The following is a 23,078-nucleotide window of genomic DNA, read 5'->3' as shown; positions in this document are numbered from 1 at the left end:
ATGGCGATCAAGTCACGGCTCACCGGCTCGTGCCAGCGTGACCGCATGCACGGGGCCGCCCCGGTGATCATCGCTGCGCTCGCCCTTGGCGCGTGCGGGACCCCGGCCGGACCCGGCGGTGACGCCGACGCCAGCGTCACCGCGGACGCCGACGCGGTCACCACCGCGCCGACGTGCCTGGCCGGGCCAGGACGCCACCGGCTGTTCGTGCAAGGGCGCCAGGGCTCGCCGCGCCCGGACGGCCGCTACCCGCTGTTGCACGAGACCGGGGCCGGTGGCGGCGACGCCACGCTGTGCGACGACCGGACGTTCGTCGACGACACCAACGGTGACGGCCGGTGGCAACCCGGCGAGGAGCCGCACCCGCTGGGCCCCGCCGCGCTGGTCCACGGCGAGCACTTCCTGGTCGGGCCAGGCGCCTACGCGGAGTTCGCGATCGAGCTCTGCGCCGACGTGACGGGCGACGTCGCGATGTACGTCCCCAACTACGACGAGACCGGCAGCCGCACCCGCCACGAGCTGCTGGTGCGCGGCCCCGACGGCCGCGAGCAGCTCATCGCCGCCACCATCGACGACGAGGCCGGCCAGAGCGGCTACAACCCATTCGTTCGGGTGCTGGCCGGCGCCGATCCCAGCGCTGGCCCGGGCGATCTGCTGGTGCTGCGCTCGACCAACCTGAGCGGCGCGGCCTTCTCGGTGATGGTGTGGCGCCCGCCGAGCGAATACGAGTCGTGGCTGGTGGTGGAGGTGCCATGATCCGCGAAGCCTTGGTCGCCGTCGCCGCAGCTGCGTGCGCGGGCCCCGACGCGGCACCGATCGACGCGCCGCCCCGCGACGCTCCCCCGCCGTGCGATACCCAGAGCCTGACCATCGGCCGCTGCGTCACCGACGCCGGCGTGGCGTGCACCGGCGCGCTGGGTGAGGTGCGCCGCTTCGAGGCCGCCGCCGCCGGCGCCGAGGTGCCGCTAGTCGTCGGCCCGCAGGGCTCGGCGATGCTGGTCTTCGCGGTCGCCACGACCGGCATCATCCCTGGCGATCCCGACGATCCCACCGCCGCGGCCAATCCGCAGCTCGAGCTGGTCGTCGCGCGTGGCGGCGCCGAGCTCGCGCTGTATCGCGGCCGCATGGGCTTCAGCGATCAGGATGGCCTGCAGGTCTCCGCCGGCCTGTTCGCGATCACCGAGGACACCGGCCTGGATGGCGTGGCGCTGATGGCCCACGCTGTGCTCACCGACCAGGCCGGCGCGCTGCGCTGCGGCGACTGGTCCTTCGTGGCCAGGCGCTGAGGGCCGCGTCGCCGCGGCCGGCGACTTGACCGCCGTCAAGCCGCCCCTGGCGCGGGCCTGCGAAGGTCGTCGTCCATGCCGACCGGTCCGCTGGTGTACGCGTGCTCGGGGTGCTCGAGCGCGGCGCAGCTCGCCAACCACCTGGCGGTGCGGCTCGACCGCGCCGGCGTCGCCGAGATGTCGTGCGTGGCCGGGCTCGGCGGCGACGTCGAGCCGATCGTGCGGGTCGCGCGCCGCGGCGCGCGGCCGCTGGTGGCGCTCGACGGCTGCCCGCTGCACTGCGCGCGGCGCTGCCTGAGCCGGCATGGGCTGGAGCCGGTGGTGCATGTCACGTTGACCGAACTCGGCGTCGCCAAGCGCCAGCACATGGACTTCGATCCGGTCCAGGCCGAGGAGCTGCTGGCGGCGCTGGTGGCGCAGGTCGCGGCGCTGGCGGCGGCCAGCGCGGACGCGCCCGTTGCACCACCATCGGCGCCATGACCACGACGAGCGCCGAGGCCGGGCTACTCGCCCACCTGCTGCACGCCGTGGTGGTGGAACGCGCCGATCACCGTCTCGGCCGCGTCGGCAACGAGCCCCTCGTGGGCGGCGCTGAGCTGCCGGGCCTCGCCTCGGCGCGCGGCCGACTGCGCGCGGCGTTGCGCGCGGGCCGCTACCGAACGATCGACCGCCAACAGCGCGGCCTTCGACGCGGCCGACCCGATCGGCGTGGCGCCGTCCGCGTCACCGAACGATCGACCGCCAACAGCGCGGCCTTCGACGGCTCCGCGGGGAGTCCCACCGGCAGCAGGCCAGTGCCACGCACGCCAACCCACGATGCGATTCTTCAGGCCCGCTCGGACGCGGCAGCTCCAGAAATCGCATCGAATCCAACGTCTTGCGACCCAGGATCCCGTCCTCTCGCCAGCGCCTCCGCGAACGGCTGCGACCGGGCGGCGCGCGCGCTATACGGCGGGCTTGCGACCGCCCACGATCCGCTTCGCCGAACCTACGTACGCCCAGGCGCTGACCGGCGCCTACGTCGCCGCCCGCGCGGCGGCGGCGCCGGCGCCGCGCCTGGTGCGCGTCAACCGCGAGCTGGCCGCGGCGCTGGGGCTCGACGTCGAGGCGCTCGAGGGCGACGCCGGGGCCCGGCTGTTCGCGGGCGTCGACGTGCCCGACGGGGCGACGCCGATCGCCCTGGTGTACGCGGGCCACCAGTTCGGCGGCTTCTCGCCCCGGCTCGGCGACGGCCGGGCGCTGCTGCTCGGCGAGCTGGTCGACGGCGCCGGGCGTCGCTTCGATCTGCAGCTCAAGGGCTCGGGCCCGACGCCGTTCGCGCGCAGCGGCGACGGCAAGGCCACGCTCGGCCCGATGCTGCGCGAGTACGTGATGGGCGAGGCGATGGCCGGGCTCGGCGTGCCGACCACGCGCGCGCTCGCGGTGGTGACGACCGGCGAGTCGGTGTGGCGCGAGCGCCCGCTGCCCGGCGCCGTCGTCGCGCGCGTCGCCGCCAGTCACCTGCGGGTCGGCACCTTCGAGTACTTCGCGGCCCGGGGCGAGCACGACATGGTCGCGCGGCTGACCGACTACGCGCTCGAGCGCCACGGGCCGTGGCCGGTCGAGCCCGCCGAGCGCGCGACCACGCTCTTGACCGCGGTCGTCGAGCGGCAGGCCGCGCTGATCGCGCAGTGGATGGCGGTCGGCTTCATCCACGGCGTGATGAACACCGACAACGTCGCGATCTCCGGCGAGACGATCGACTACGGGCCGTGCGCGTTCATGGACAGCTACGATCCGGAGACCGTCTACAGCTCGATCGATCACGGCGGGCGCTACGCCTACGGCAACCAGCCGCGCGTCGCCCAGTGGAACCTGGCCCGGCTCGCGGAGACGCTCTTGCCCGCGATCGATCCCGATCCCGCGGCCGCGGTCGCCAAGGCCACCGCGCTCATCGACGGGTTCGAGCCGGCGTTCCGCGCGCGCTGGGTCGCGGCCATGGGCGCCAAGCTCGGGCTGGCGGCGCCGACCGCCGCCGACGCCCCGCTGATCGACGACTTCCTCGCGGTCCTGGCCGCGCACCGCGTCGACTTCACGCTGGCGTTCCGCGCGCTCGGGACCGCCGCGGTGTGCGACAGCGATCGCCTCGAGGCGCTGGCGCCCGCCGGGGCGTTCGCGCCGTGGCTGACCCGCTGGCGGGCGCGGCTCGGCGACGACGGCGCCGGCGCCGCGGCGCGCATGCGCACGACCAACCCGGCGTACATCGCCCGCAACCACCGCGTCGAGGAGGCGCTCACCGCCGCGGTCGAGCGCGACGATCTGCGCCCGTTCGAGGCGCTGCTCGAGGTGCTGGCCCGCCCGTTCGACGCGCACCCCGCGCACGCCGCGCTGGCCGACGCGCCGCCCGACGCCGTCGAGCGCACGCACCGGACCTTCTGCGGGACGTGAGCGGGCCGCCTGGGCGTCACCGTGGATCGCGCCGGCGGGCGCGTCGTCGGCCAGCTCGAGCCAGCCGAACCACGCCGGGTGGTGCTCGCGGTACCAGGTCAGCGCCCGGCGCAGCGCGGCCTTGCCGGCCGGCGGCAGCACGCGCTCGTCGATGCGATCGAAGCACACGCGGATGCGGTCGCCGTCGTGGTCGAGCGCGGTCGAGAACATCGTCTGGAGCTCGTTCCGGATCCGCCCCGAGTACGAGATCTTGGCCGGCCGGTGCAGGTAGTCGGTGCCGGTCAGGAACCGCACCAGCAGCGGGCTCCACACCTGGCGCGCGCCCTCGAGCCCGTCGAGCAGCCGGACCGTGAACCTCACCCGCGACCGCGCGGCGTGGGTCGCGAGGCTGGTGGTCACGCGGTAGCGATCGTCGGCGAGGCGCTCGACGCCGGGCGCGCCCGTGTACGGGTCGTCGCCGATGTGGCCGATGGCCGCGAGCACGCGCCAGCCCTTGTCGGGCATGAGATCGTCGGCGCGCAGGGCACGGTGCCCGAGCGGGATCTCGGCGCTGGCGGCGTCGCGGATCGACGCGGCGACCCGGTCCGCCCGGCGCGCGTCGGGCGAGCCGGTGACCGCGGCGACCGCGGCGGCGAAGTCGGGCGCGGCCGGGTCGAGCCGCATCAGCCGGTCCTCCTCGTCGAGGTCGCCCTCGAACGTCGACGAGAACGGCGCCATCGTCGCGTCGACGTCGAGCACCTCGGCCAGGCTCGCCGCCTGCACCGCCTCGGCCGACGCCGCGTAGCCGTCGCACAGGAACACGTGGGTGGCGCCGGCGTCGTCGCGCCACGATCCGACCAGGAACGTCGGCGCGTACGTGCCCGAGTCGACGAACACCGGCACGCCCGACGGCGCCCGCCAGCCGTCCTCGACCAGGTGGACGCCGAGCGCGGTCCACTCGTCCCACAGCCGCGCCAGCCGGACCGCCCGGCTCTTGCCGCGCAGCGTCCACACGTGGACGTGGGCGCGGGCGATCCCGGGGTACGCGCGCTCGATCGCGTCGAGCACCTCGGCCCGCGGCGTGCGGAAGTCGAGCAGGCGCGAGCGCGCGGCGGCCTCGGCCACGACCGGGCGCGGCACCGTCAGGCAGCCCATGTACGCCTCGTACGGGCGGGTCACGCGCAGCGGCGTGTCGAACAGGTGCAGCACCGTCATCGGGCCGACCTCGTGGCCCTCGGCGAAGCGCGAGGTGTTCTCGAGCGTGTCGACCGCGGCGCCCCACACGGTGATGCCGCGCTCGCGCAGGCGCGCGCGGAAGTCGTCGAAGCGCCAGGTCGGGTCGTTGAGCAGCCGCCGGACCGCGTCGTCGACGACGCGCGCCACCTCGGGCCGGGCGTAGACCCGCCCGAAGCCGAGCAGCGGGTTCGCGCCCATCTCGGGCGTCTCGCCGGCCTTGGGCATCAGGCCCTCACCGAGCGACACCATCACCGCGTGGTTCTCGGGCAGGGCGCGCGTCAGGTGCCACAGGCCCTCGCTCATCGCGTAGGCCGAGACCGCGTCGGCGGCCTTCTTGACCTGGTTGTACGTGATCTTGTCGACGCCGAGCCCCTCGCCGAAATGGCCGAACAGGCGCGTGCCGAGGGCGGTCGCCGCCGCGGTCATGGCCAGGCCGCGGGTGATGCCGCGCGGCGGGAACGCGCGGCTCGAAACCTCGTCGCGCTGCGCTCGCTCGATCTCGACCGCCTCGAGCCAGAGGTGAAAGCGCGCGAGCACCGCGTGGGTGTCGTACGCCCATTGCGCGACCAGCTGTCGGTTGTCGACATGCACAGGCGGCCTCCTGAGGGGACAGCCCAGCGTAGCGCCGCGATGCGCGCACGTCCGGTCGATCGTCCGTCGACGCGGGCGCCGCCGCGCGGTAGGTCGAGCGCGGTTGACCGTCGTCAAGTCGCCGCGCCGGCGCGGTCGGCCCAGTAGCGCGCGCGCGGTCCCTTCGGCATGATCGACCGATGGCGTCGCGTGGTCCCGTGCTGTCCCTGCTGTCGGTCCTGGCGCTCGTGGGCGCGTGCCGGCACGGGCCGGCGCCGATCGCGCCGACCGCGTCGACCGACCTCGACGCCGGCGGAGGCCCGGCCGGCGCGTCGAGCGCTGAACCCGAGGCCGCCGAGCCAGCGATCGCGGAGCTGGTGATCGCGCAGTCGCTCGACGGCGGTCGCACCGATCTCCACGGGACGATCGCCGGGGCGTCGCCGGCCGAGCTCGCGCTGGTGATCGTCCGGCTGGGCGGCCCCGGCGACTACCCGCTCGGCTTCGCGTGGGATCGCGGCGCGACCCGGGCCACGGTCACGACCGCCGCCGGCGTGCGGTGCATGACCGGCGCCGACGACGCCGGGGCGATCCGGATCACCGCCGGACCCACCGATGGCCGGTTGACGCCGGGGGCGCGGCTCGAGGGCACGTACGAGATCCGGTGCTACCCCGAGGCCGATCCCGAGCGCGGCGCGGCGACGACGTACGCCGGGCGCTTCGTCGGCGCGCTGGCGACCCCGTAGCCCTGGGCGTCGGCGATTCCGGACGCGTGCGCTGCGCCGCGTCGATCGGGCGCCGGCGTGCGCGTCGTCGCGGCGCTGGTGCGCTACGTTCGCGCGATGACCGGTTTCGCGCGAGGCGCGCGCGACGTGAGCGACGGCTTCCGCTTCCTGCGGGCGCACCCGGGCCTGTGGATCTGGGCGATCGCGCCGGCGCTGGTCGCGCTGATCGTGCTGGCGGGGGCGGTCGTCGCCGTCGCCGCGATCGCCGGCCCGCTGGTCGACTGGGTCGCCGGCTGGATGCCGAGCGCGATCGAGCGCTGGGCCAGCGGGCTGGTCTGGGCGCTCACGGTGATCGCGCTGGGCGTGGTCGCGCTGGTGCTGTTCGTGCCGGTGGTGGGCGTGGTCGCGGGGCCGTTCAACGAGCTCCTGGCCGCCGCGGTCGACGCGCGCCACACCGGCCGGGTGCGGCCGCCGGCCGGCGCGCTGGCGTTCCTGCGCGACGCGCTGGTGGGCGCGGTGGTCGGGCTGGGCCGCGTGCTCGCGACCGCGGTCATCGCGGTGCTGCTGTTCGCGCTGTCGCTGGTGCCGGTGATCGGCGGCATCGCCGCGGGCGCGATCGCCGTCTGGTTGACCATGCGCGGCGCCGCCGTCGACTGCTACGAGGCCGCGTTCGCGTCGCGCGGGCTCGGTCGTCGGGCCGTGCGCGCGCACCTCGCGCAGGATCGACGCCGCGGGCTCGGCCTCGGCGCCGCGGTCGCCGCGCTGCTGCTGGTGCCCAGGGTCAACCTGATCACGCTCGGCCTCGGCACCGTCGGCGCGACGCTCGCCACCGCCGACCTCGAAGGCCCGCGCCCGCCCGGTCAGTGAGCGGCGGCCACGGCGGCGTCGAGCAGCCGCAGGCGCACGCGCTCCCAGGCGGCGTCGTCGGCGGGCCAGCGCGGCGGGCCCGCCGTCGGGATGAGCTCGCGCACCAGCGCGAGGGCGGCGGGGCGGCCGGCGCGGGCGGCGTAGGCCTCGAGCAACAGCCGATCGGTCAGGCCGCGGCGGAGCTGGGCCAGGCGCAGCGACGGCAGCGGGCCCGGGTAGGCGAGGACCCCGTCGAGGGCGCCGTGGTCCTCGCCGTCGTCGAAGGTGATCGGCGCGCGGGCGAGGTCGTGCTCCGGCGCCTGATCGCGCCCGCGGTTGTGGCGGTCGCGCCAGTAGAGCGCGTCCCACACGTACCAGATCGGGAGGTCGTAGGCGAAGCCGAGCCAGCCCCACGACCGCAGCGTGCCGTCGTGCGCGGCGTCGACGACCATCGCGCCGGCCCAGCCGGGCGCGCCGTTGTAGGTCCAGGCCTGGGCCGGCGGCGCGACGCCGCGCCGGACCGCGTCGGACGCGACGTAGACGTCGATGGCGTCGCCGAGCGCGGGGCTCGGCCCGTGGGTGACGGCGTAGAGGAAGCGGCCGGGCCCGCCGCCGGCGGCGCGGACCCGCGCGCTCAGGTCGCGGACCGCGGCCTCGGCGTCGGCGGTGCGCGGCTCGTCGACCGGGATCGCGAACGGCACGACCCCGGCGCCGGCGGTGCGCTCGATCCAGCCGGCGACCTCGGCCGCGAGCGCGTCGGGCTCGCGCGGCAACAGCACCGGCACGTACCGCAGGCCCGCGATCAGGTCGCGCCGCAGGGGCCAGCTGTCGGCGGTGAGCTCGGGCGACGCGATCACGCCGTAGCTGCGGAACAGCGCGGCGTAGCGGCGCTCGGCGGCGAGGACGACGTCGTCGTAGGTCGCGCCGGTGACGCGCTTGATCTCGCGCGCGTCGTAGTAGGCCCACACCCACGGCGCGCGGTCGAGCGGCGGCAGCGTCAGCGGCTCGACGGTCAGCTCGATCGCGTAGCGCGTGTCGTCGACCGCGAGCGTGCCGCGGTGCAGGCCGACCGCGGCGTCGGCCGCGATCGCGACGTCGACGTAGGCCATGCGCGGCGTGGCGATCGGGCCGACGACCGGGGTCAGGCGATCGGGGTAGCCGCCGGGGCCGCGGCTGCGCCCGTACAGCGACGTCGACGGCGAATCGACGCGGGCGTGGTCGACCGTGAAGCCGTGGACGTCGACGCCGTCGATCGCGACGGTCACGTCGACCGGCGCGCGCGCGGTGCGCACGATCTCGAGCCCGAGGGTCTCGCCGCGGGCGCCGCGCAGGCGCACGGTCGTGCCGTCGAAGATCGCCGAGGTCCGCGGCAGCCCGTCGCTCCAGCGCGGGCGCGCGGTCTCGGTCAGCACCTGCAGGTCCGGACCGGGCTGGGTCTGGCAGGCGGCGAGCGCGACGGCGACGCCGGCGACGCGGGCGAGGGTGGCGCGCGCGGTCACGAGTAGCGATCGTTGCGCCAGGGGTACGCGGTGTTGGAGTAGCCGCGCTCCTCCCAGAAGCCCGGGCGATCGTCGTCGAGGAGCTCGAGCCGCGACACCCACTTGGCGCCCTTCCACGCGTACAGCTGCGGCGTGATCACCCGGCACGGGCCGCCGTGCTCGACCGGCAGCGGCGCGTCGTCGACGGTGTGGACCAGCAGGACGTCGGGCTTGAGCGCCTCGGCCAGCGGCAGGTTGGTGGTGTAGCCGTCGTAGGCGTGGCACAGGACGAAGCGCGCGCTCGGGTGCGGCTCGGCCGCCGCGAGGACGTCGGCCAGGCGCACGCCGCGCCAGCGCATGTTCATGCGCGACCACTTGGTCACGCAGTGGAAGTCGCTGACGTCCTCGACCTGCTCGAACGCCTCGAGGTCGGCCCAGGCCAGCGCCCGCGGGGCCGCGCAGGTGCCGTCGATCGTGAGCCGCCAGGTCGCCTTCGGCACCTCTGGCTTCAGGCCCAGATCGAGCACCGGCCACTTCTTGGTCTCGTACTGATCGGGCGGCAGCTGCGGCATGCCGTGGCGGTTGCGGGGCCCGGTGCCCTGGGGCGCGTCGTCGGCCAGCGACGGCGTCGCGGTCATGTCGCGCTGGAACCGGTCGCGCAGCTTCATCCGCGCTTCCACGATGCGCGCCAGCTTGTCGTCATCGGCCATGGCGCCGACCTTGCCACGACTGCCCGGGCTTGGCGCGCGCCGGTCACTCGAAGAACGCGCTGTCGATCGAGGTCAGCTGCCAGCGCCGGGCCCGCCACGACAGCTCCCAGAACACCGTGGTGATGGCGGCGCCGCCGACCACGCGGACCACGCCCGGCGCCATGCCCTGGTCGAGCACCGGGTCGCTGGGATCGCCGTCCTGGTCGTGGACGGTCCAGTCGCACGGGACGTCGCGCACCCGTCGGAACGCGCGCGGGTCGGTCTCGGAGGACTCCGGATAGGTGTGCCGCGTCGTCATGTCGATCTCGCGGAAGCCGACCGGGACGTGCACCAGCCGCGCGAGGCGCTTGCGGTCGCAGCGGCCCAGCGCGGCGGCGAGGGTGGTGAGCGCGGTCGGCAGCGCGGCGACCGCCGCCGGCGGCGCGCCATAGACCAGCGCCGCGCCGTCGAGCTGGAGGTCGATCTCGGTGATGCAGGCCGGGCGGTCGTCGCCGGCCGGGCGCGGGCCGAACCGGAAGGTCAGGCTGCTGGTGACGCCGGCCGGCAGCGTGATCGCGGTCGGCTCGACCGCGCTCGCGTCGAAGGCGACGGTGACGGCGCCGCCGTCGCTGGTCACGGTCAGCGCGCGCGGCACGGCGGCGTCGTCGTGGGGCTGGCCGTAGACCTCGAGCGCGCGCACGGTCACCGGCTGCGCGAACGTGACCGTGAGCTGACCGCCGCCCGCGGCGTCGTCGCGCGCGGCCGGGCACCAGGTCGTGGCGGTGTCGAGGTCGAACGCCCGCCACGCGGCGTGGCGCGCGCCGCGGCCGAGCGTCGACGTCGCGGTGAGCTCGGCCGCCACCGGCGCGACGTCGGCGCGGGCCGGCCCGGCGCCGAGCACCAGGAGCATCGCCACGACCTCGTGCCTGCGCATGGCACGAGCGTGCGCTCCGATCGGGACCGGCCGCGACGGCAAAGCACGAACAAATGACGACCTGCCCGACCCGGCCTGGTCCGGCGCGCGCCGCGACGAGCTGGGGCGCCGGTCGCGCCGCGCCGCGCCCAGGGCCGCTGGGCCCGACGACGCCGTCGACGACGCGGGCGCTACCGGCTGGCGCCGCGGGCGCGCTCGGCGGCGGCGGCGGCCTTGGTCATGGCCCACGCGCAGATCGGGCACGCGCCGACGTCGTGGCCGCGGGCCGGGCAGTGGCGGCGGCCGAAGTAGATGATCTGCAGGTGCAGCGCGTTCCAGCGCGGCTCGGGGAACAGCCGCTTGAGGTCGCGCTCGGTGGTGACGACGTCCTGGCCGCTCGACAGCCGCCAGCGCGCGGCCAGCCGGTGGATGTGCGTGTCGACGGGGAACGCCGGCACGCCGAAGGCCTGGGCCATGACCACGCTCGCGGTCTTGTGGCCGACGCCGGGCAGGGCCTCGAGCGCGGCGAAGTCCGGCGGCACCGCGCCGGCGTGATCGCGCACCAGCGCCTCGGCCAGCGCACGCACGTTCCGGGCCTTGGTCGGGGCCAGGCCGCAGGTGCGGATGTGGCCGAGGATCGTCGCGACCGGCAGGCGCGCCATCGCCGCGGCGTCGGGCGCGGCCGCGAACAGGGCCGGCGTGACCTGGTTGACGCGCGCGTCGGTGCACTGCGCGGACAGCACGACCGCGACCAGCAGCTGGAACGGATCGCCGTGGTCGAGCGGGATCGCGGGGGCCGGGAACAGCCGCTCGAGGATCGCCGCGATGCGCGCGGCGCGCTCGGCCCTACTGGCCACCGCCGCCTCGCAGCGCCGCGAGGCGCTGGCGCAGCTCGGGATCGCCGGGCACGCGCGCGAGCCCGCGCTCGAGGGTGGCGATGGCGTCGTCGCGCTGACCGGTCGACGCGAGCACCGCGGCCTCGGCCAGGTAGCAGCGCACGCGGGTGGGCGCGCCGCGCTGGCCGGCCGCGAAGTGCGCGCGCGCCGCCTCGGTGGCGCCGGCCTTGAGGTCGAGCTGGCCGAGGTAGAAGTGCGCGTACTCCGAGTCGCTGTCGACGGCGAGCAGGCCCTCGTAGCCCGCGCGCTCGCTGGGCAGCCCGAGGCGGCGCGACGCGCCGGCCCAGGTGCGGAAGTGATCGGCCGCGACGTCGGTCGAGGCCAGGACGGTCGCCACCAGCGCGAGCGCCGCGGCGCCCGCTCCGAGGGTGCGGGCCAGCGCGGCCAGGCCGCCACGGCGACCAGCGACGGCGGCCCCGACGATCATCGCGACGCCGAGCGCGGTCGCCCAGCCCAGCGGCAGCGGGTTCCGCGCGACCAGCACGACGCCGACGATCAGCGCCGCGGTCGCAGCGAGCAGCGTCGCCGCCGTCGGGATCCGCGCCAGCGGCGCGACCGCCCGGCCCAGCGCGCGGCCGACCGCGGCCGTGGCCGCCGGCGGCAACACCAGCACGTAGGCCGCGATCATGTAGTAGGAGAACAGGCCGATCTCGAGATCGATCAGGGCGATGCCGACGTGCAGGCCGACGCCGAGGGGCAGCGCCAGCCACCAGGTCGCGCGGTTCCACACCGTCACCGCCAGCGTGGCCTCGGTCGCGAGCACCAGCTTGGCGACCGTGGCGAAGCCGAGCCCGGCGACGATCGTCCGCATCGTGCCGGGCTGGAGCTGGAGCTGGAGCAGCGTGCCGTCGAGCCACGGGCCCTCGATCTTGGCGACCGCGGCCCACAGGTAGACGATGCCGAGCTGCACCAGCACCAGCCGCAGCGCCCACGACCGCAGCCAGCGGCGGCCGTCGGCGCCGATCGAGGTCGGCGCGGTCGGGACGAAGCACGCGAGCAGCAGCACCAGGCACATCAGGTAGTGGTGCTGGTACGAGTCGAGCTGGCTGACGAAGTAGGCGTAGGCGTAGAGCGTCGCCGCCAGGGGCAAGAGCCAGCGCACCGCCACGCCCAGCGCGATCAGCCCGAACGCGATCGCGAGCGCGCCGTAGACGAACGCCATGCCGGTCCGGGTGGGGTCGGGCATGAACGGCAGCGGCAGCTGCGGCACGTTGAAGCCGCCGGCGCCGTAGCGCGGCGCGTGGGCGAGCTGCAGCACCGCGTCGATCGCGTGCAGGCCGAAGAAGATCGTGCGGAAGATGACCCAGCTCGACCACGACCGATCGAAGTCGAGCCAGAACCGGCCGCGCAGGGCCGCGGGCAACGCGGCCGCGCGCACGGGCGCTCGTCGAGGCGCGGGCGCGGGCGCGTCGGCGGCGGCGCCGTCGGTGGCTGGCGCGGGCCGGGGGCCGCCGCGGGAGCGTTGAGAGCGGGTGCGCTTGGCCACGGCGATGCCTAGAGCTCCGGGATCGTGCACAGGTCGAAGCCGCCGACCGAGTAGGCGTCGCCGCGCGCCGGCTTGCAGGTCAGGAACGCCGTCACCGTCGCGCCGGGGTGCCGCGCGCACAGGCGCGCCCCCATGGCCTCGATCACCGCGCGGCGGCCGCGCTGCGCGATCGCGATCCAGGCGTCGTGGAACTCGCGGGTCAGCTCGATCGGGCGGTCGTCGACGCGCACCTCGACCGCGCACTTGAGCATGCGGGTCGACGAGAACATCCGCCACGCGAACCGCTCGTCGTGGCGATCGCGGCGCGCCAGGTAGTACTGCAGCGGCAACAGCAGCTGCAGCGCCACGAACCCGGCGATGAAGGCGTGGGGCCAGGCCGGGCGGAACCGAGCGGCGAGCGAGCGGAGGGGCGAGGCGGTCACAGCGGGAGCGCGGGCTGCGCCGGCGGCGACGATCGCCGCGGCGGCCCATGATACGTCAGATCGTCGGCGATCCGCGCGCCCGGCTCGAGCGTCGTGCGCACGACCACGGCGCCGGCCTCGAGCGAGGCGATCGGGGCGCCGTCGCGCCACAGGATCGCGTTGCCGATCACCGCCGGCACGCGCGGGCCGGGCGTGACGACGCCGACCAGGTTGAGCGGATCGGTCGCGGCGGTGCGCACCAGCTCGGCGGTCGCGGCCGGGGCCCGGACCGCGCGCAGCTCGTCGAGCGCCTCGGGCAGGGCGAACTGCTCGCCGACGAACCCGGTCACGAACCGGCCGCCGCGGATCTCGCCGCGGGCCTCGAGCCGGCGCAGCGCCATCGCCAGCTCGCGCCACGGCGGCAGCGCGGTCTCGCGCACCAGCAGATCGCGGAACACGACGCCGTAGCGGGCCAGCAGCTGCCGGGCCGAGGCCTCGGGATCGAGCGCGTCGGCCCGCGGCGGCGCCAGCAGCGACCAGCGCCCGGCGGCGGTCGGCAGCGACCGCACCGCCTGGGCCGGGCGGGCCCGCTCCTTCTCGCGCGCGCGCCGCACCGCCTCGCGCCAGGCGTGCGAGGCCTCGACCGTGCCGCGGGCCGGCTGATCGAACCGGCTGCGCAGCGGCTCGCCGCGCTTGCGCTCGATCAGCACGCGCAGCGACGCGAAGCCGTCGGCGGAGGCCTGGCCGGCGGCCACCAGCTCCCACAGCGCGTCCTCGACCGCGTCGGGCGCGAGGCCGACGTCGGCGACCAGATCGGTCAAGAACACCGCGCCGCCGGCGCGCAGGCGACCGGCGACGGCGCTGGCCTCGGGCGACAGGCTCGGCTCGTCGCCGTCGGTGGCCAGCGGCGCGCGCAGCCAGCCGCCGTCGGCGCGGCGGAACAGCGCCAGCGGCGCCGCCCGCGACGGCGTCGCGCGCGCGCCGTCGCCGTCGGTCTTGCGCGCCGACAGCCGGCACCACGCGATCGCGCCGCCCAGGCACAGCTGATCGAGCCAGGTCGCGTCGTAGCCGTGCAGCCGGGCCGGCAGCACCTCGCGCTCCCAGGCGCCGGCCGCGGTCTCGAACCCCGACAGCTGATCGAGCACGCGGGTCAGGCCGTCGGCGCCGATCACCTGCGCGCCCTTGGCCACGCGCTGCCAGCGCAGGAGGAACCGCATCAGCGCCGACGCGTCGACCGGCTCGATCTCACGCCGCAGCCGCTGCAGCGTCAGGCGGTGGATGCGCGCGAGGATCCGGCGGTTGCACCACTCGATCCGGACCAGGTCGTCGTCGGCCGCGGCGATCGCCGCCGGCACCGACGTCGGGGTCACGGCGCGACGGCCGGTGAAGTTGCCGCGCAGGATGTCGCCGTCGGCCTCGAGCCCGAGCAGCGCCTCGAGCACCGCGGCCGGGGCCAGCGCCAGCGCGGTCGCCAGCGCCGCGGCGGTCCGCGGCCCGCTGACGTCGAGGTGCGCGGCGGCGATCCGCCGCAGCGTCACGTCGGGCTCGAGCGCGGTCGCCCACGTCGGGGTCGCGAGCGCCGGCGTGGCCTCGGCGTCGGGCACCAGCGCCCGCACGGCGCCGAGCCGCTCGGTCGCGACCCACCCGGCGCCGGCCGGCCGGGCGCCGTCGGCGGGCCAGGTCAAGAGCGTGGCGCGGCCGGCCGCGGCCAGCGCCGCCAGCCAGGCCGGGTCGCGGGCCAGCGCGTCGGCCCGGTCCGCCGGCACCAGCCACAGCGTCTGCAGCGCGTCGTGCAGCTCGTCCGGATCCCGGACGACCGGGGCGACCTCGTCCTCGGCCGCGGTCATGGCCTCGGGCGCGAGCGCGCCGGTGGTCTCGGCCAGCTCGGCCGGCAGGCCCCGGCGCAGGTTGACGGCGCGGGTGCGGCGCTCCTCGAGCGGCGCGTCGTCGAGGAACGCGTACGGGTTGGCGTTGATCAGCTCGTGGCACAGCGGCGACGGCTCGACCGAGTCCCGGGTCAGGATCTGGATCTCGCCGCGCTCGATCGCGGCGCACAGCGCGGTCAGGCCAGCGCCGTCGAGCGCCTCGGTCAGGCAGTCGTGGAGCACGTCCTGGACCAGCGGGTGGTCGGGGATCTCGCGGTCGCCGACGACGGTCTCGAGGCAGGCCTGGGCCTGGGGGAACACCACGCTCAGCAGATCGGCGGCGCGCATCCGCACCAGGTTGGGCGCCACCTTCTTGCCGCCGATCCGGCGGGCGACCATCAGCGCCCGGGTCACGTTCCAGCGCCACCGCACCTCGAACATCGGCTGATCGAGCAGCGCCTGCACCAGGATCTCCTCGGCGAGGTGCGCCGGCACGTAGCCGAACACGCTCGCCAGCGGGAAGCTGTGCGGCTGCCCGAGCGAGATCACGATGCCGTCGTCGGTGGCCGCGGCCTGGAGCTCGAAGTTGAAGCCGCGGCAGAAGCGCTTGCGCAGCGCCAGGCCCCAGGCTCGGTTGAGGCGGCCGCCCAGCGGCGCGTGGATCACCAGCTGCATGCCGCCGCCCTCGTCGAAGAACCGCTCGGCGATCAGCAGGTCCTTGCGCGGCAGCGCGCCCAGCGCCGCGCGCCCGGCCGCCAGGTACGCGACGAGCTGCTCCGCGGCGCCACGCGACATCGAGGTCTCGACGACGAGCCAGGCCGCGATCACGCCCCAGGCCTCGCCGTCGCCGAGCCGGCGATCGAGCTCGCCGCGCAGCGCCGACACCTCGTCGGACAGCTCGCGGGTCCGGGCCGGGGCCTCGCCGAACCAGAACGGGATCGTCGGCGGCTGGCCGTGGGCGTCCTCGACGAAGACCCGGCCGTTCTCGACCCGGTGGATCTTCCACGCGGTGTTGCCGAGCAGGAAGATGTCGCCGGCCCGCGAGTCGATCGCGAAGTCCTCGTCGACGTCGCCGACCCGGGTGCCGCTCGGGTGCTCGACCACCGCGTAGTTGGCGTTGTCGGGGATCGCGCCGCCCGAGGTGATCGCCAGCAGGCGCGCGCCGCGCCGGGCCTTGAGCCGGCCGCCGACCCGATCGCGGTGCAAGAGCTGGCCGACCCGGCGCCGATCCGACATGCCGTCCGACAGCATCGTCAGGAGCTCGTCGAACCGGGCCCGGGTCAGCAGCGCGTACGGCGCCGCGCCGGTGACCAGCGTGAACAGCTCGTCCTCGCCGAGCTCCTCGGCCGCGCACGCCGCGACCATCTGCTGGCACAGGATGTCGACCGGCGCGACCCGCACGGTCAGCTGGTCGAGGTTGCCGTGGCGGACGCCGCGGATCAGCGCCGCGCACTCGACCAGCTGATCCCGGGTCATCGCGAACAGGCGGCCCTTGGGCGTGGCGCCGAGCGAGTGGCCCGAGCGGCCGACCCGCTGCAGGAACGTCGCGAGCGAGCGCGGCGAGCCGACCTGCACGACCAGATCGACGGCGCCGACGTCGATGCCGAGCTCGAGCGACGCGGTCGCGACCGCGCACTTGACCGCGCCGGCCTTGAGCCGCTCCTCGGCCATCAGCCGGCGCTCGCGCGACATCGAGCCGTGGTGGGCCACGACCTCGGCCGCGCCGAGGCGCTGCTCGAGCGCGTGCGCGACCCGCTCGACCAGCCGGCGGGTGTTCACGAACACCAGCGTCGTGTGGTGCCGCCCGACCAGCTCGGCGATCCGGTCGTAGACCCGGCCCATCTGCTCGAGCGACGCCACCGCGCCGAGCTCGTCGTCGGTGATCTCGATCGCGAGATCGACGTCACGGCGGTGGCCGCCATCGATGATCGTCGGCAACGGCCGGCGGCCGCCGAGCAGCGCCGCGACCCGCTCGATCGGCCGCTGGGTCGCGGACAGCCCGACCCGGACCGGCGGGCGGCCGGTGGTCTGCCCGACCAGGCGGTCGAGCCGCTCGAGCGACAGCGCCAGGTGGGCGCCGCGCTTGTCGCCGGCGATCGCGTGGATCTCGTCGACGATGACCGTGCGCACGTGGGCCAGGGCCGCGCGGCCGCGCTCGGTGGTCAGCAGGATGTAGACCGACTCGGGCGTGGTCACCAGGATGTGCGGCGGCCGCTTGGCCATGCGCGCGCGCTCGGCCGCGGGCGTGTCGCCGGTGCGGATCCCGACGTCGATCCTCGGCAGCGCCACCCCGTCGCGCGCGGCCCGGGCCGAGATCTCGGCCAGCGGCACGCTCAGGTTGCGGTGGATGTCGTTGGACAGCGCCTTGAGCGGCGAGATGTACAGCACGTGCACGCGATCGAGCAGCGGCGCGCGCAGGCCCTCGGTGACCAGCTCGTCGAGGCACGCCAGGAACGCCGCGAGGGTCTTGCCCGAGCCGGTCGGCGCGGCGATCAGCGTGTCCTGGCCGGCGATGATCGCGGGCCAGCCGGCGCGCTGGGGCGCGGTCGGCTCGCCGAGGCGCTCGCGGAACCAGCCCGCGACGAGCGGGTGGAACCCGGTCAGCGGGTCCGGGGACTGCACGGATATACAGTATCTGGCCCCGCGCCCGCCGACAACGGGCGCCGGCCGGCTCCTGCTCAGGCGTGCGGCAACGCCGCGCGATCGCCGGTGTAGTGGTAGGTGAGCTGCTGCTCGCCGTAGCGCCAGGCCCGGCCGACCGGGCACGCGTCGCGCACCGCGAGCCACAGCCGCCAGCGCTCGCGCAGCTCGGCGGCGTCGCGCGGCGCGCCCGCGGCGAGCGCGCGGTCCAGGGCCGGCTGGCAGCCCTGGGCGCAGTCGCACGCGCGCGCCGGGACCGGCCGCGGCGGCGGGCCGTCGACGTCGATGACGATGGCGGCCCGCAGCGCGAACCACGGCCCGTAGATCGGGTGGATCGCCAGGTGGCTCGGGGCCAGCGCGGCCAGGCCGGCGACCTCGGCCAGACGCTGGATCGCCACGCACCGCGGCGGCGGCTCGGGCGCGTAGCGGACCTCGGTCGCGACGTCGGGCGTCGCGGCGGCGACCGCGGCGCCGATGACCTGCGCGGCGTAGGTGTCGAGCGGATCGGCCGCGGCCGCGAGGTCCGGATCATCGGCCAGCGCGGCCGCGAACCGGGGCCACAGCGCCGCGGTGTTGCCGATCACGACCACCAGGGCCCGGGGCCGGCCCAGGTCGGGCAAGCGCACGTCGTCCGGAACCCGGACGTTGTAGTCGGCGACGGCCGCGGTCGCGTGCAGGTCGAAGCCGCCGCGCGCGCACGCGTCGGCGATCGCCGCGACCCGCGCGGCCGGGGTCATCGCTGCGCGGCCGCGAGCAGCTCGACCGGCGAGCGCGCGACCGTCCAGAGCCGCAGCTCGTCGAGGCCCCCGACCAGCGGCGTCGACGTCGTCGTCGGGTCGCTGTCGCAGTTCTGCCCGAGCGTGGTGCCGTCGCCGCCGGTGGTCGTGATCGGGGTCGCGGTGTTGGTCGGGACGCCGGCCACGCCGTCGGTGTAGACCGTCAGCGTCGCCCCGGTGTGGACGCACGCGACGTGGTGCCAGGTGTTGCGCGACACCGGCGCGCCCCAGGCGGTCGCGTTGATGTTGCAGTAGGGCGTGACGCTCTCGCTGGGCGCGCCGGCGGCCTGGTGCCAGCCCAGGAACATCGAGTACTGGCCGTTGTTGTCGATGAGGCCGATCCGGCGATCGGCGGACGCGCCGTTCAGCGGCGGATCGACGGTGTAGTAGATGAACATCTCGATCGTGAACGGCGCTTGCACGTCCAGCGCCGAGGTCTCGTTCCACCAGACGACGGTGTCGGTCGCGAACCCGCCGGCCATCCCGACCCGGCCGACCGACGGCGTCAGCCCGGTCGACGTCGTGATCTGCGGCCCGGTGAAGACCTCGTTGGTCGCGGCGCCACTGTCGAAGGTCATGCACACGATCAGCGCCGGGTCCTCAGCGCAGAACCCGCCGGGCGGGTCGGCCGCGTCGACCGCGTCGAGCGGTGGGCGGCCGTCGCTGGCGACCGGGCCGTCGGTCACCGCGGCGTCGACGCGCCCGCCGTCGCCGTCACCGCCGGGCCCGCTGGCCTGGAACCCGCAGCCCAGGGCCGCCGCGCACGCCGCGACCGCCGCGCCTTTGACGGCGCGGACCAGACCTGGTGAAGTGGTGCGCGTGCGGTGCATCTTCGCTCTGGTCGTCGCGCTGACCATGTCGGTCGCGTGCAGCGCGCCCGACAAGCAAGTGTCGAACGATCCTCGCGGTGAGGTCAACGGCCGTTCGTTCGAGTTCGTCAGCACCAAGCCCGACGGCACCGAATGGACGTTCCGCACCCGCGGCAACTCGCTGTGGGTCGCCGTCGTCAACGAGACCCGGTCCGACGAGATCGGCACGATCGAGCTGTCGAGCAAGGAGGCCCGGACCCTGTGGAGGCTGATCGAGCTCGTCGACGTGGGCGGCCGCAAGCGGGGCAAGCCCGACGCCAAGCACGGCACGGTCATCCTGCGCCTGCGCGAGCCCGGCGAGGACGGCGACCACGAGCTGATCTCGGTGCAGGTGTCGCGCCGCACCAAGGATCAGGATGTGATCGATCTCGCAAACTACCTCATCGACCTCGTGGCCACGCACAAGCACGTCGAGGCGCAGTTCTGACGTGCCCGCGCGCGCGACCTTGCACCACGAGCTGCTGATCCCGGCCGGCGCGACCCGGCTGGTCGCGTTCACCCACGGGCTCTACGGCAGCGGCAGCAACTGGCGCTCGATCGCCCGCCAGGTGCTGGCCCGGGCGCCGGGCTGGGGCGCGGCGCTGATCGATCTGCGGCTGCACGGGCGCTCGAGCGCGGGCGCGCCGCCGCACACGGTCGCGGCCTGCACCGGCGACGTCGCGGCGCTGATCGCCGAGCTCGGCGCCGCCGGCCCGCCGGTGGCGGTGGCGGTCGGTCACTCGTTCGGCGGCAAGGTCGTGCTGGGGCTCGACGCGCTGGCCCACCGGGTGATCCTCGACTCGACGCCCAGCGCGCGTCCGGGCGCCTGGGCCGCGCCCGACAACAGCGTCCGCGACGCGTGGACCTCGATGCGCGCGCTCGATCAGGTGTGGCCCCGGCGCGACGACTACGTCGCGGCGCTGGTGGCGCGCGGCCACGCGCCGGCGCTGGCCGGCTGGCTGGCGATGAACCTGGCGCCGGTCGACGGCGGGCTGCGCCTGCGCCTCGACCTCGACGCGGTGCGCGCCCTGGTGCTCGACTACTACGCCGTCGACGTGTGGCCGTCGATCGAGGCCGCGACCGGGCCGATCACGATGGTCGTGGCCGAGCGCGGCGGCACCGTCAGCGCCGACGATCTGGCCCGGCTCGAGCACGCGCCGGCGATCGTCACGACCCACGTCGTCGCCGGCGCCGGCCACTGGCTGCACCTCGACGCGCCGGCCGCGGTGGTCGACCACGTCGTCGCGGCGCTGCCCGCGCCCTGACGCGGCTGCCTACTCGGGGTCGTCCGGGACGGGGGCCGTGGTCGGCGCGCTCGCCTCGGGCGCCTTGACCGGCTTGGGCGGCAAGAGCTCGTCCTCGGTGTCGACCGACGCGGCCAGGAAGATCGCGGCGTCGAGCTTGCGGAAGTTGCGCTTGCGGTACCAGCTCAGCGCGTGCTCGTTGTTCTCGGCCACCTCGAGCACCAGGTGCGACAGGCCGCGGACCTTGGCGAGGTGGTGGAGCTGCTCGAGCACGAACCCGCCGACGCCGCGGCCGTTCCAGTCGGGGTGGACCGCCAGCTCCTCGACGAACAGCGGCCGCATCTTGCGGCGCTCGAAGTAGGCCTCGTTGATCCAGCTGTCGGTGCCGATGACCTCGTGGGCGCACTCGGCGTAGGCCACGATCTGATCGCCGACCTCGAACACCAGCTGGTCGACGCCCTCCTCGTCGTAGGTCTTGACGAACCGCTTCTTGGTGCGCGGCCGCTGGTACTCGACGGTCTCGAGGTTGACGTGGTGGAAGCTGATCTTCAGGAACTCCCAGACCCGGTTGAGATCGCGCCGGTGGATGCGCCGGACCTCGATCATCGGGGCTGCGGAGGCGGCCTTGCCGGCGCGCGGCTTCTTGCCGGTCGGCTTGGGCGTGCGGGTGCGCCCGGGGGCCGGGCGCTTCGGTGCTGCCATGGCGCGATTGTCCTACGGGCCGGTGCGGGCGGCCAGCAGCGCGCTCACGACAATCGCAGGCGCCGCGTCACGGGCAGGCCAGCGCCTCGAGCGCGAGGCTGTCGAGCGCGAACCGCGACAGCAGCGCGAAGTTGGTCGTGACCTGGAACCGCAGCACCAGCGTCTCGCCGGGGTGGCCGCCGGCGGCGGTCCACGTGAACGGCAGCCAGGCGCAGATCGGGGCGATCGTCGAGTTGGTCTCGCTGGCCAGGGTCTCGACCGCGACGCCGGCCGGGGTCTCGAGCCGGGCGGTGAACCGGTCGGCGTCGGTGATGATGATGTCCTCGGTGACGAAGCAGTTGTAGCCGCGCAGGCGCAGCCCGGTCGACGTGGCCGGGATCGTGACCGTCTGCACGAGCACGTCGTTGGCGTTGTTGGTGGCGCCGAGCAGCGCCGCGTAGGTGCCGGCCTGGGGCGCGAACGGCATCTGCGCCGAGGTGCGGATGATGGTCGTGGTCTGGGTCCACGGCGTGACGCCGACCTCGAAGCCGCCGTTGCCGAGCAGGTTGGTCCAGGTCGGCGTGCACGCGGCGTCGATCGGCACGGCGTCGATCGGCGCGTCGGCGGGCACCGCGTCGATCGGGCGCGCGTCGAGCAGCGCGGCGTCGAGCAGCGCGGCGTCGATCGGCGCGGCGTCGATCGGCGCGGCGTCGAGGTCGGGCGCGTCGACGTCGCCGCCGTCGAGGTCAGGCGCGTCGACGGCGCCGGCGTCGGCCGCGACCGCGGCGTCGACCTCGCCGGGGGTGCGGGCCGAGGCGCAGCCGATCACCGCGACCGCGCCCAGCGCGACGACGAGCACCGTCGGCCGCATCGCTACAGCCCCAGCTGCTTGGCGATGATCACCTTCATGATCTCGTTGGTGCCGGCGTAGATGCGCTGCACCCGCGCGTCCATGAACGCCCGCGCCACCGGGTACTCGAGCATGTAGCCGTACCCGCCGAAGAACTGCAGGCAGGTGTCGATGATCTCCTGGCTGGTGTCGGTCACCCACCACTTGGCCATCGAGCACTCGGTCACCAGCTGCTTGCCGGCGACGTGCTGGCGGACCAGCTCGTCGAGGAACACCCGGCCGAGCTGCACCTTGGTGGCGCACTCGACCAGCTTGAACTGGGTGTTCTGGAACTTCGAGATCGGCTTGCCGAACGCGGTCCGCTCCTTGGTGTACGCGATCGTGTCCTTGATGACCTGCTCGGCCACCGCCTGGGCGCCGATCGCCACGCACAGCCGCTCCTGCTGCAGCTTCTGCATGAGCATCATGAAGCCGCCGCCCTCGGGGCCGAGCCGGTTGGCGACCGGCACCCGGCAGTCCTCGAAGAACATCTCGCTGGTGTCCTGGGACGCCATGCCCATCTTCTCGAGCCGCTTGCCCTTCACGAAGCCGGCGCGGCTGGCCTCGACCACGATCAGCGAGATGCCGCGGTGGGCGTTCGCGGGATCCGGATCGGTCTTGGCCGCGACGATCACCAGGTCGCAGAGCTGGCCGTTGGAGATGAAGGTCTTCGCGCCGTTGATGACGTAGTCGTCGCCGTCCCGGACCGCGGTGGTCTTGATCGCGGCCAGGTCGCTGCCGGTGCCGGGCTCGGTCATGGCGATCGCCAGGATCAGCTCGCCCGACGCGCACCCCGGCAGCCAGCGCTGGCGCTGCTCGGGCGACCCGAAGCTGTCGAGGTAGGGCGCGCAGATGTCCGAGTGCAACGCCATCGCGAAGCCGCTCTCGTAGCCGTAGGCCAGCTCCTCCATGATGATCGTCGAGTGCAGGAAGTCGCCGCCAGGGCCGCCGCTGGCCTCGGGCAGCCACGGGCACAGGAAGCCGGCGGCGCCGGCCTTGCGCCACGCCGCGCGGTCGACGATGCCGGCCTCGGCCCAGCGCGCCTGGTTCGGCTTGATCTCCTTGTCGACGAACTGGCGGAAGGCTTGCCGGAACAGCCCGTGGTCGGGCGAGAACAGCGTGCGGTCCATCGCCCCCTGAGTACCACGGGGGATCGGGCCGCTGGCCAACACCATCTGTCTCGGCCGGGTTCACACGCGGGTGGTG

Annotated in this window: 21 protein-coding genes and 1 pseudogene; 8 read left to right on the top strand and 14 right to left on the bottom strand. The window is 75.1% G+C overall.

The window, feature by feature from the left end:
- The first annotated feature begins 45 nt into the window (after nucleotides 1–45).
- From IPL61_35265 to IPL61_35255, 3 genes are all read left to right on the top strand, one after another.
- Nucleotides 46–756 (top strand): hypothetical protein, encoded by a 711-nt coding sequence (locus IPL61_35265; protein ID MBK9036451.1) that lies wholly within the window; start codon nucleotides 46–48, stop codon nucleotides 754–756.
- 11 nt (nucleotides 757–767) lie between these two features.
- On the top strand, nucleotides 768–1,286 hold the full coding sequence (locus IPL61_35260) for a hypothetical protein (protein MBK9036450.1): 519 nt from the start codon (nucleotides 768–770) through the stop codon (nucleotides 1,284–1,286).
- A gap of 75 nt (nucleotides 1,287–1,361) precedes the next feature.
- The gene (locus tag IPL61_35255) at nucleotides 1,362–1,766 is read left to right on the top strand and encodes a putative zinc-binding protein (GenBank protein ID MBK9036449.1); all 405 of its coding nucleotides are present in this window, start codon (nucleotides 1,362–1,364) and stop codon (nucleotides 1,764–1,766) included.
- A gap of 23 nt (nucleotides 1,767–1,789) precedes the next feature.
- On the opposite strand, the gene IPL61_35250 is transcribed toward IPL61_35255, so the two are convergent.
- A complete protein-coding gene (locus IPL61_35250) occupies nucleotides 1,790–1,960 on the bottom strand; it encodes a hypothetical protein (protein MBK9036448.1) in 171 nt (56 codons plus the stop codon).
- A 142-nt stretch (nucleotides 1,961–2,102) separates the two neighbouring features.
- On the opposite strand from IPL61_35250, the gene IPL61_35245 reads away from it, so the two are divergent.
- Entirely contained in the window at nucleotides 2,103–3,713 is a 1,611-nt protein-coding gene (locus tag IPL61_35245) for a YdiU family protein (GenBank protein MBK9036447.1), read from the top strand.
- Between the two features lie 51 nt (nucleotides 3,714–3,764).
- Here the strand turns inward: IPL61_35245 and IPL61_35240 are convergent.
- A pseudogene (locus IPL61_35240) lies at nucleotides 3,765–5,519 on the bottom strand (hypothetical protein).
- Nucleotides 5,520–5,698: 179 nt separating this feature from the next.
- Here IPL61_35240 and IPL61_35235 point away from each other — a divergent pair.
- Nucleotides 5,699–6,241, top strand: a complete 543-nt coding sequence (locus IPL61_35235; GenBank protein ID MBK9036446.1) for a hypothetical protein — start codon at nucleotides 5,699–5,701, stop codon at nucleotides 6,239–6,241.
- Nucleotides 6,242–6,337: 96 nt separating this feature from the next.
- Nucleotides 6,338–7,087 carry an EI24 domain-containing protein gene (locus IPL61_35230; protein MBK9036445.1) on the top strand — a complete coding sequence of 250 codons (750 nt, stop codon included), beginning with the start codon at nucleotides 6,338–6,340 and terminating at the stop codon, nucleotides 7,085–7,087.
- Here the strand turns inward: IPL61_35230 and IPL61_35225 are convergent.
- The 9 genes from IPL61_35225 to IPL61_35185 all read right to left on the bottom strand — a co-directional run bounded on the left by IPL61_35225 (nucleotide 7,081) and on the right by IPL61_35185 (nucleotide 19,040).
- A complete protein-coding gene (locus IPL61_35225; GenBank protein ID MBK9036444.1) occupies nucleotides 7,081–8,565 on the bottom strand; it encodes a hypothetical protein in 1,485 nt (494 codons plus the stop codon). The two genes, IPL61_35230 and IPL61_35225, sit on opposite strands and share 7 nt — an antisense overlap.
- Entirely contained in the window at nucleotides 8,562–9,254 is a 693-nt protein-coding gene (locus IPL61_35220) for a sulfite oxidase-like oxidoreductase (protein ID MBK9036443.1), read from the bottom strand. The genes IPL61_35225 and IPL61_35220 overlap by 4 nt, the downstream gene beginning before the upstream one ends.
- Nucleotides 9,255–9,297: 43 nt before the next feature.
- Entirely contained in the window at nucleotides 9,298–10,167 is an 870-nt protein-coding gene (locus IPL61_35215; GenBank protein MBK9036442.1) for a hypothetical protein, read from the bottom strand.
- 170 nt (nucleotides 10,168–10,337) lie between these two features.
- The gene (locus IPL61_35210; protein MBK9036441.1) at nucleotides 10,338–11,003 is read right to left on the bottom strand and encodes an endonuclease III; all 666 of its coding nucleotides are present in this window, start codon (nucleotides 11,001–11,003) and stop codon (nucleotides 10,338–10,340) included.
- A complete protein-coding gene (locus IPL61_35205) occupies nucleotides 10,993–12,420 on the bottom strand; it encodes an HTTM domain-containing protein (GenBank protein MBK9036440.1) in 1,428 nt (475 codons plus the stop codon). The genes IPL61_35210 and IPL61_35205 overlap by 11 nt, the downstream gene beginning before the upstream one ends.
- A 116-nt stretch (nucleotides 12,421–12,536) precedes the next feature.
- Nucleotides 12,537–12,950: a hypothetical protein gene (locus IPL61_35200; GenBank protein MBK9036439.1), complete on the bottom strand. Its 414-nt coding sequence runs from the start codon at nucleotides 12,948–12,950 to the stop codon at nucleotides 12,537–12,539.
- Complete coding sequence (locus IPL61_35195; protein ID MBK9036438.1) at nucleotides 12,947–17,422, bottom strand: DEAD/DEAH box helicase; 4,476 nt, start codon at nucleotides 17,420–17,422, stop codon at nucleotides 12,947–12,949. Before IPL61_35195 ends, IPL61_35200 begins: the two co-directional genes overlap by 4 nt.
- 50 nt (nucleotides 17,423–17,472) lie before the next feature.
- A complete protein-coding gene (locus IPL61_35190) occupies nucleotides 17,473–18,171 on the bottom strand; it encodes a hypothetical protein (GenBank protein MBK9036437.1) in 699 nt (232 codons plus the stop codon).
- Entirely contained in the window at nucleotides 18,168–19,040 is an 873-nt protein-coding gene (locus tag IPL61_35185) for a hypothetical protein (GenBank protein ID MBK9036436.1), read from the bottom strand. The genes IPL61_35190 and IPL61_35185 overlap by 4 nt, the downstream gene beginning before the upstream one ends.
- Between IPL61_35185 and IPL61_35180 the strand changes: the two genes are divergently transcribed.
- Together IPL61_35180 and IPL61_35175 are read left to right on the top strand one after the other, a co-directional pair.
- A complete protein-coding gene (locus IPL61_35180) occupies nucleotides 19,030–19,506 on the top strand; it encodes a hypothetical protein (protein ID MBK9036435.1) in 477 nt (158 codons plus the stop codon). The two genes, IPL61_35185 and IPL61_35180, sit on opposite strands and share 11 nt — an antisense overlap.
- A 1-nt stretch (nucleotide 19,507) precedes the next feature.
- On the top strand, nucleotides 19,508–20,323 hold the full coding sequence (locus IPL61_35175) for an alpha/beta fold hydrolase (GenBank protein MBK9036434.1): 816 nt from the start codon (nucleotides 19,508–19,510) through the stop codon (nucleotides 20,321–20,323).
- Between the two features lie 9 nt (nucleotides 20,324–20,332).
- On the opposite strand, the gene IPL61_35170 is transcribed toward IPL61_35175, so the two are convergent.
- The 3 genes from IPL61_35170 to IPL61_35160 form a co-directional block, all read right to left on the bottom strand.
- Nucleotides 20,333–20,908, bottom strand: coding sequence for a GNAT family N-acetyltransferase (locus IPL61_35170; protein ID MBK9036433.1), 576 nt, complete (start codon nucleotides 20,906–20,908; stop codon nucleotides 20,333–20,335).
- A 163-nt stretch (nucleotides 20,909–21,071) separates the two neighbouring features.
- Nucleotides 21,072–21,842 carry a hypothetical protein gene (locus IPL61_35165; protein ID MBK9036432.1) on the bottom strand — a complete coding sequence of 257 codons (771 nt, stop codon included), beginning with the start codon at nucleotides 21,840–21,842 and terminating at the stop codon, nucleotides 21,072–21,074.
- Between the two features lie 14 nt (nucleotides 21,843–21,856).
- On the bottom strand, nucleotides 21,857–23,002 hold the full coding sequence (locus IPL61_35160; protein ID MBK9036431.1) for an acyl-CoA dehydrogenase family protein: 1,146 nt from the start codon (nucleotides 23,000–23,002) through the stop codon (nucleotides 21,857–21,859).
- Nucleotides 23,003–23,078: the final 76 nt, after the last annotated feature.

The sequence above is a fragment of the Myxococcales bacterium genome, assembly GCA_016717005.1.
Lineage (GTDB): Bacteria > Myxococcota_A > Polyangia > Haliangiales > Haliangiaceae > UBA2376.
Note: the sequence above shows the minus strand (reverse complement) of the source record. Positions and strands in the feature narration are given on the sequence as shown.